This is a genomic window from Kitasatospora sp. NPDC043950, assembly GCF_056435345.1.
The window spans coordinates 48,630-56,769 of the sequence record NZ_JBWKER010000001.1; the positions used below are offsets into that span (position 1 = coordinate 48,630).

An 8,140-nucleotide genomic window follows, 5' to 3' on the forward strand; every position below is an offset into this window, starting at 1 on the left:
CTTTCCTTGGTTTGTGGGGTTGGTCGTGCGGGGTGGGGGCGATATGCCTAGGTGGCGCGCTGGGGGCTGGCGGAGGGGGGTCCCGCCCGCCCCCCCCCCCCCCCCCCCCCCCCCGGACGGCCGGGTCAGACGATCCGGGACAGGTACCCGTTGTCGACCAGCCAGAGCACGTTCAGCTTGGCCGGGCCGCCAGGCACCAGGCTCGCGTCGAGCTGGTACTGCAGGCCCCAGCCGGGCTGGCCGAACCACGGGGCGATCGGGCCGGCGTGCACCTTGAAGGGCTTGACCACCTTGTAGTCGTGGTAGTTGCAGCCCGCCGGCGGGGTGCCGTCGAGGCTCTGCGGCGGGATGGAGCGGGTGGAGTAGGGCAGTCCCTCGGGGGCGAGGAAGGCGCCGTACTCGCTGCCGTAGCGGTCGATGTTCTGGTTCGGGTAGAGCGTGAGATCGAACTCGACCGGGGTGCCGTCGGGCAGGGTGACGTAGCCGTCGGACGGCGGGTAGATCCAGCCGCCGGCGCCGTTGTTGCCGGCCGGGTCATAGTAGGTGGTGAGGAACTGCTGCTCGCTCAGGGAGCCGGTGCGCTGGTACCCGACGAGTTCCCTGCCGACCCGGCCGGTGGTGGGCAGGTCGGCGGGGCCGAGCCGCTTGTCACCCTGGTAGAAGTCGGCGGAGCACTCGTCGGAGGGCGTGGCGGCCCGGGCGGAGGTGCCCGCGGTGGCGGTGTCGGCCGCGGCGGCCGGGATGCTCGGGGCGATCAGGGCGGCGGCCGCGGCGAGTGGCGCGACGAGCAGGCGAAGGCGAAGGCGCACGGTGTCTCCGTCGTGAGGGGGGTCGCACGGAGGGGGCGTCCTGCTCACCCTCCGTGTCCGTTTCGGCACCAGGCAAGCGGATCAGCTGATCATCCGTCAACACGACTTGGCCGAAGGCGCACCGAATTCCCCGGTTCCGGCCAACCCCCGGACGCCGGACCGGTTCACCCGAAAGAATGAACGGTTCGGCACCGGCCGGACACTCCGGACGGCCGGCCCCGTCAGCGCCCCGGCGCGACCCGCCCGACCAGGTGGAGCAGCCGGTCGAGGGCGTCCTTGGAGTTGGGCTCGGTGAGGTTGACCATGAGTCGGAACGCCACCTTCAGCAGCGCCGGGTGGCCGAGCCCGGCGGCGCCGGCCGCGCCGAGCAGCCTGGGCCGGCCGAGCAGGTCGGCGGCGAGGCGGCCGAGCGCGAAGTAGCCGGCGTAGGCGGAGCGCAGCGCCTGCGGGTAGGCGCGCAGGGCCAGTTCGCGGCCGCGGTCGGTGCGCCGGGCGAGGGCCTGGACGATGGTCTCAGCGGCGTAGCGGCCGGATTCCATCGCGTAGGCGATGCCTTCGCCGGTACCGGGGCTGACCGTGCCGCCGGCGTCACCGATGAGCAACAGGCCGTCGGCGTAGTAGGGTTGGCGGTTGAGGCCCATCGGGAGGGCGGAGCCGCGGACGGGCTCGGTGACGGCGTCGGGGGTGTAGCCGTACGCGGGCGGCAGGTTGTCGCACCAGCGGCGGAGCAGGTCGCGCCAGTCGAGGTCGACGTGGGCGGTGTCGAGGACCCCGAGGCCGACGTTGGCGGTGCCGTCGCCCATGCCGAACACCCAGGCGTAGCCGGGCAGCAGGCGGCGGGCGGGGTCGCCCGGGTCGCGCAGGTCGAGCCAGGCCTCCAGGTAGCGGTCCTGGTGGCGGGGGGTGGTGAAGTAGGTGCGGTAGGCGACGCCCATGGCGCGGTCGGTGCGGCGGTAGCGCTTCATCGCGACGGAGAGGCGGGTGGAGTTGCCGTCGGCGGCGACCACGACCGGCGCCTGGTAGCTGACGGGCCGGCGCTCGTCGCCGAGCTTCGCGGTGACGCCGGTGATCCGGCCGCTCCGCTCGTCCACCAACGGGCCCGCCACGTTGGCCCGTTCGATCAGCCGGGCGCCGGCCGAGGCGGCCCGGCGGGCGAGCAGTTCGTCGAAGTCGGCGCGCCGGCGGACGAGTCCGTGGCCGGGGTAGGCGGACAGCTCGGGCCAGTCGAACTCCAGCGCGCGCCGGCCCGAGATCAGCCGCAGCCCCTGGTTGTGCAGCCAGCCGGCCTGCTCGGAGACGTCGATGCCGAGGTCGGTCAACTGCTTGACGGCGCGCGGGGTGAGGCCGTCGCCGCAGACCTTCTCGCGCGGGAACGCGGACTTCTCCAGCAGCAGGACGTCCAGGCCGGTGCGGGCGAGGTGGTAGGCGGCGGTGGAGCCGGCCGGGCCTGCGCCGACCACGATGACGTCGGCGTTCTCCTCGGTCCGGGCGGGCCGGGGGGCCCGGCCGCCGTCTGCGGGCACCTGCTGCTCTGGGCCGGGCATCACGCACTCCCACGGGGTCGGATCGACTGCGGGCCCGACGGGGCCGCAGGGCTGCCCGGACGGACTCGGACAGGGTCATTCGGACAGGTTGTTCGGACGGGGCCATTCGGACGCGGCCGGACTCGGCGGTCCGAGACGGACGATAGAGAACCACGGCACCCGCCCGCCGCCCCGACACGCGGGCCCGCCCCGATGACCGGTCAATACCGGCCACGGGGGCGGCTGCGCGGTCACCCGCCGGGTCGGGGCCCGCCGTTGACCACCGCGCCGGAGACGGGGCCCGGCCCGTCGGCGGGCCGCCGTCCGACACGCTCCCCCGGGAGACCACGGAGCCCCTGCCTCCGACGGCGGTGTCGGACGGCAGGGGCTCCGTGGAACTGCCACCGGCGGCGTCAGGGGTTGAGCGCCAGCACCACGTAGGCGGCCAGCACGGCGAGGTGCACGGCGCCCTGGAGCGGGGTGGCCCGGCGCGGGATGACCGTCAGGGTGCCGAGCACGATGGTCAGGGTCAGCAGCACCATGTGCGCCGGGCCGAGGCCGAGGACGAGCGGGCCGGAGAGCCAGGAGGAGGCGATCGCGACGGCCGGGATGGTCAGGCCGATGCTGGCGAGCGCCGAGCCGAGGGCCAGGTTGAGGCTGGTCTGCAACCGGTTGCGCAGGGCCGCGCGCAGCGCCGCGATGGTCTCCGGCAGCAGGACGAGCAGGGCGATCACGACGCCGACGACGGAGTGCGGCAGTCCGGCGTCGTCCACGGCGGACTCGATGGTCGGCGAGACGCCCTTGGCGAGGCCGACCACGGAGACCAGGGCCACTCCGAGCAGCAGCAGGCTGATCCAGGCGGCCCTGGCGGTCGGCGGCGCGGCGTGGTCCTCCTCGTCGAGCACCCGGCCCTCGGGGGTGACCGGCAGGAAGTAGTCCCGGTGCCGGAAGGTCAGGGTGGTCACGAACAGCCCGTACAGCACGATCGAGGCGGTGGCCGCGAAGACCAGCTGGGTGGTGGAGAACTGCGGGCCCGGGGAGCTGGTGGTGAAGGTCGGCAGCACCAGGCTGAGGGTCGCCAGGGTGCCGATGCAGGCGAGCGCGGCGCCGGTGCCCTCGGCGTTGAAGACGGCGGTCCGGTACTTGATCGCGGCGACCAGGATGGACAGGCCGAGGATGCCGTTGCAGGTGATCATCACGGCGGCGAACACGGTGTCCCGGGCCAGGGTGGCGGACTTGGAGCCGCCGTCGGCCATCAGCGTCACGATCAGCGCGACCTCGATCACGGTGACCGCCACCGCGAGCACGAGCGATCCGAAGGGTTCCCCGACCCGGTGCGCGATCACCTCGGCGTGGTGCACGGCGGCGAGCACGGCGCCGGCCAGGAAGCAGGCGACGACGCCCACCACCCAACCGGGCAGGTCCCGGTGCCAGGTCAGGGCGAGGACGACGAACGACACCACCGGAACGACGACGGTCCATTGCGCGGCGGCCGCGCGGAGCTTCGTGATCATGCCGCCGAGCATCCCAGACCGGGGACCGCCCACCCGGTTGCCCGCGCCGGGATACGTAGGGATGTGGTACAACTCATCCCGTTTTGCCCGCTCACCCGCCGTAGTCGGCGAGGTACCGGAGCACCTTGTCGACGTGCGGGCGGACCCGTTCCGGGACGCCTCCGGCGGCCGCCACGGTCTTGTCGCTGGTCCGGTAGGCGGCGGTCACCAGGGCCGGCAGGTCGCGGGTGAGGCCCCGGTGCTTGAGCTGCTGGTCCAGCCAGCAGACGTAGTTGCCCATCGCGGCGATCGCGTCGCCCGGATCCAGGTAGGACTTGGGGCCGTCGTGGGCCGCGGCCTTCGCCCAGGCGTCGAAGACGGCGGGCGTCCACATGGCGATGCCGTACTCGCCGGTCTCGGGGCGGGCCGCGTTCGGGTCGAAGCCGCTCTCGGCCTTGAGCATCGCGGCCAGCAGCGCCGGGGTGATCTCGGGCTCGGGGCAGCGCCGGGCGGCGACCTCGATCATGCCGCGGTAGGCCACCGGGACGTCGGAGCCGGCCGGGATCGCGCCGGGCGGCGGGGGCGCGGCCGGGCGGGCGGCCGACCGCACGGCGGGTACTGCCGCGCCATGCTCCGCGGCCTCCGGCTCGGGGGCCCCGGTCAGGGCGAGGACGGCGGCGGCGCAGGCCAGCAGGCCGGTGGCGGCCCGCAGGGCGCCGCCGCGGCGGCAGGCCGGACGCGCGCCGGCCCGGGCGACCAGCGCGGCGAGGTCGGCGCGGGCCCGCTCCTCCCGCCCGGGGGCCAGGCAGGCGGTGACCACGGCCCGCCAGGGCCCGGGCAGCGCCTCGTCCAGCCGCAGCGGCGCCGCGCCGCGCGCGTACGCCTGGGCGGCCAGCGAGCGGGCCCGGGCGGTGGCGCCGAGGAACGGGTGCAGGCCGCCGGTGAGCACCTGGTGGGCGATCACCCCGAAGGCCCAGATGTCGGCGCTGGGGCGCACCGCGACGCCGCGCGCGCCGGTGCGCTCGGACCACCACTCGGGCGGGACGTGGTCGGGCGAGCCGAGCGGCGGCGTGTAGGCGTGGGTGCCCTCCAGTTCGGCGGTGAGGCCGAAGTCCGCGATCTTGGCGGTGCCGTCGGGCATCAGCAGGATGTTGGCCGGTTTGAGATCCCCGTGCACCCAGCCGCCCCGGTGCATGTGGGTGAGCCCGGCGCAGACCTCGGTGAGGACGCGTCCGGCGCCGGGCACCGGGGTGCCGGGGCGGGCGGCGGCGAGGACGTCCTGGAGGCTGCGGGCGGCGCGTTCCATCACCAGGGCGACGGCGCCGTCCAGGCCGGGGTGGGCCGGGTCGTCGACGACCGTCACGGCGAGGGTGCGGATCAGGTGGGGGTGGTCCGCGCGGCGGCTGAAGCGCATCTCGCTGCGGGCGACCTCCGTCATGGTCCGCCGCTGGCCGGGGCTGAGCCGGGCGGGGCTGAGCAGTTTGACGGCGGCCGGGGCACCGTCGGGGCCTTCGGCCGCGTACACGCTGCCCCAGGCGCCGGCCCCGAGGTAGGCGCCGGTGCGGTAGCCCGCGAGCCGGTAGCCGGCCGGTACCTCGAACTGCTGGTCCGGCGGGGGCTGGTCCTTCTCCGGCACCCACTGCTCGGACGCCGGCTCGTCGGGCGGCTGCCCGTCGGGCGCCTGGCCGGCGGGCCTCACGGTCGGGCGGCCGGGCGCCGGGGCGGGAGCAGGGCCAGGTGCTCCTCCCGGACGAGGTCGAACTTCAGCGCCAGGGCCGCGAGTTCCTCGCGCTTGCCGCCGGGGCCGTCCTCGTAGGGCTCGCGCAGCCGCAGCTTCGTCCACACCAGGTAGTCGATGTGGTAGTTGACCGCCGAGCGGGTCAGCCCGTGGCAGGAGGGCAGGGCGCGCAGCCGGGCCAGCACCTCCGTCACACCGGGGACGACGGCGGCGGAGGGCGAGCGCAGCCGGGGCTCGCAGAGCGCGAGCAGCACCAGGAAGTACTTGGCGGTCGGGTCGAGGGCGAACGGGCTGACGGTGAGTTCGCCGCCGACGCCGCCGGGCCGGCCCTCCAGGTAGGCGTGCTGCGGGGCGAAGACCTTGAACCAGGCGGGTTCGCCGAGGGCGGGCAGCAGCACCCGGGAGAACTCGAACGGCACGGGCGCGCCGAGCCGGCCGGGCGCCACCTTGACGTGCTCGCCCGCGCCCTCCAGGTTTTCCACCACGTAGGTGGCGGAGGTGCTGAAGTTGGACAGCCGCCAGTAGTCCTCGGCGGCGGTGACCTCCCCCGCGCGCCGGGAGACGCCCTGGTCGGGCAGGGGGATGGGGGCCGGACGGCCGGGCTCGCCGCGCCCGAACGCCGCGGCCTCGCCGGGGCCCATCCGCAGCAGGCCGGGCGGTTCGCCGGGTGCCATCACGGGCTCCCGGTCGGGCAGTTGCACGATGACCGTGTCCACGCCGACACCTCCGTGGTTCGGGTCGATGCTAACGGCCCGATTCGCCCCGACGGCAGTTCGCCACTCGGACGAGTGAAGGGACACCGCCAACCCGACCCGGGCGTCGCCGAGTTGCCCCCGGGCCGCCCACCTGCCGGTCCGTCGACCGCTCGACGGGTGGTTGCAGCACGTAGTTGAATGGTCACCTTGAGTGTGACGCAACACACACACGGCATGTCCACGTTCTGTGCAAGACTCATCTCAAGGAGTGAGATCCCCTTAATTTCCAAGGAGGTTCATATCATGCGCGCTCGGATCGCAGCTGTGACGATGATGGTGGCAGGGATAGCAGGCCTGGCGGCCGGACCGGCCATCGCGGCCCCGGCGACGACCGAGAACGAAGCGGTGGCCTGCGCCTCCGTGCTCAACAAGCCCTGCATCTCGCACCAGCACGACGGTGAGGGCTTCTTCGGCGTCGCCCAGGTCTCCGCCGACCCGCGCCAGTTGACGATGGTTCAGGTCGAGGTGCGGACCCAGAAGGCCTGGGGCAGCCCGTGGGAGACGATCGCCTCCGCGACCACCGTGCGCCTGGGCTCCGCGAAGGCGGTCACCCCGCGCGTCGTCACCACCGACCTGCGGATCATCTGCGCCACCGCCGGCCCGGCGCTGGAGGCGACCCAGCAGGTCACCACCTGCACCAACCCGTTCTGACGGACCCCGCCGCTCCACCAGCACCGGGGCCCTCGATCGACCCGACCCACCCCATCCGCCGGGGCGCCCGCGCCCCGGCTCCAGGGCCGGCCGCCAGCGCACCCGGCGGCCGGCCCGTCGGCATGCGGCGCCCTCGCAGGTCGGCTCCCGGCGATCCGGGGCCGGCAGAGCGGCTCCGACCAGGGCCCGAGTGGACCTGGGGCACCCGTTCACGGCAAACTGGTCTAGACCTCAAGGGTCTAGACCAAGCACCCGGCTCAGAACGGTGGACCAGTATGGAAATCGTGATCGTCCCTGACGCCTCAGCGGCCGGCGAACTCATCGCCGCGGCGATCACCGATCTGCTGACCGGCAAGCCCGAGGCCCTGCTCGGCGTGGCGACCGGCTCGACGCCGCTGCCGATCTACCAGGCCCTCGCCGAGCGGGTCCGCGACGGCCGGCTCGACGCCTCCCGGGCGCGCATCTGCCAGCTCGACGAGTACGTCGGCCTGCCCGCCGGCCACCCCGAGTCCTACCGTTCGGTGGTGCTGCGCGAGGTCGTCGAGCCGCTGGGCCTGACCGAGGACTCCTTCCTCGGCCCGGACGGCAACGCGACGGACATCGCCGCGGCGGCCACCGCCTACGACCGCGCGCTGGCCGCGGCCGGCGGCGTGGACCTCCAGCTGCTCGGCATCGGCACCGACGGCCACATCGGCTTCAACGAGCCCTGCTCCTCGCTGGCCTCCCGGACCCGGATCAAGACGCTCACCCGGCAGACCCGGGAGGACAACGCCCGGTTCTTCGACAGCCTCGACGAGGTCCCGCACCACGTCATCACCCAGGGCATCGGGACCATCCTGGAGGCGCGCCACCTCGTCCTGCTCGCCACCGGCGAGGCCAAGGCCGAGGCCGTCGCCCTCTCCGTCGAGGGCCCGCTGTCCGCCGCCGTCCCCGCCTCGGCGCTGCAGCTCCACCCGCACGCCACCGTGGTGGTCGACGAGGCCGCCGCCTCCGGCCTCAAGCTCGCCGACTACTTCCGCGACACCTACGCCGCCAAGCCGGCCTGGCAGAAGCTCTGAGGTCGGCGGGGGGGGGGGGGGGGGGGGGGGGGGGGGGGGGGGGGGGGGGGGGGGGGGGGGGGGAGGGGGGGGGCGGGGGGGGGGGGGGGGGGGGGGGGTGTCGGTCTAGAAGT

At 74.5% G+C, this 8,140-nt stretch carries 7 protein-coding genes; 2 read left to right on the forward strand and 5 right to left on the reverse strand.

The features are described from left to right. Window positions 1-125: 125 nt before the first annotated feature. The 5 genes from AC07BF_RS00240 to AC07BF_RS00260 form a co-directional block, all read right to left on the reverse strand. Window positions 126-809, reverse strand: a complete 684-nt coding sequence (locus AC07BF_RS00240) for a TNT domain-containing protein (protein ID WP_400985008.1) — start codon at window positions 807-809, stop codon at window positions 126-128. 221 nt (window positions 810-1,030) lie between these two features. Further along, complete coding sequence (locus AC07BF_RS00245) at window positions 1,031-2,353, reverse strand: geranylgeranyl reductase family protein (RefSeq protein ID WP_478332667.1); 1,323 nt, start codon at window positions 2,351-2,353, stop codon at window positions 1,031-1,033. 392 nt (window positions 2,354-2,745) lie between these two features. Continuing rightward, window positions 2,746-3,846 (reverse strand): calcium:cation antiporter, encoded by a 1,101-nt coding sequence (locus AC07BF_RS00250; RefSeq protein ID WP_400985010.1) that lies wholly within the window; start codon window positions 3,844-3,846, stop codon window positions 2,746-2,748. Window positions 3,847-3,937: 91 nt separating this feature from the next. Beyond that, on the reverse strand, window positions 3,938-5,524 hold the full coding sequence (locus AC07BF_RS00255) for a protein kinase domain-containing protein (RefSeq protein ID WP_400985012.1): 1,587 nt from the start codon (window positions 5,522-5,524) through the stop codon (window positions 3,938-3,940). Continuing rightward, window positions 5,521-6,279: a serine/threonine protein kinase gene (locus AC07BF_RS00260; RefSeq protein ID WP_400985014.1), complete on the reverse strand. Its 759-nt coding sequence runs from the start codon at window positions 6,277-6,279 to the stop codon at window positions 5,521-5,523. Before AC07BF_RS00260 ends, AC07BF_RS00255 begins: the two co-directional genes overlap by 4 nt. A 282-nt stretch (window positions 6,280-6,561) precedes the next feature. On the opposite strand from AC07BF_RS00260, the gene AC07BF_RS00265 reads away from it, so the two are divergent. Together AC07BF_RS00265 and AC07BF_RS00270 are read left to right on the forward strand one after the other, a co-directional pair. Further along, window positions 6,562-6,969: a hypothetical protein gene (locus tag AC07BF_RS00265; protein ID WP_363630528.1), complete on the forward strand. Its 408-nt coding sequence runs from the start codon at window positions 6,562-6,564 to the stop codon at window positions 6,967-6,969. Window positions 6,970-7,244: 275 nt separating this feature from the next. Beyond that, a complete protein-coding gene (locus tag AC07BF_RS00270; protein ID WP_363586446.1) occupies window positions 7,245-8,027 on the forward strand; it encodes a glucosamine-6-phosphate deaminase in 783 nt (260 codons plus the stop codon). Window positions 8,028-8,140: the final 113 nt, after the last annotated feature.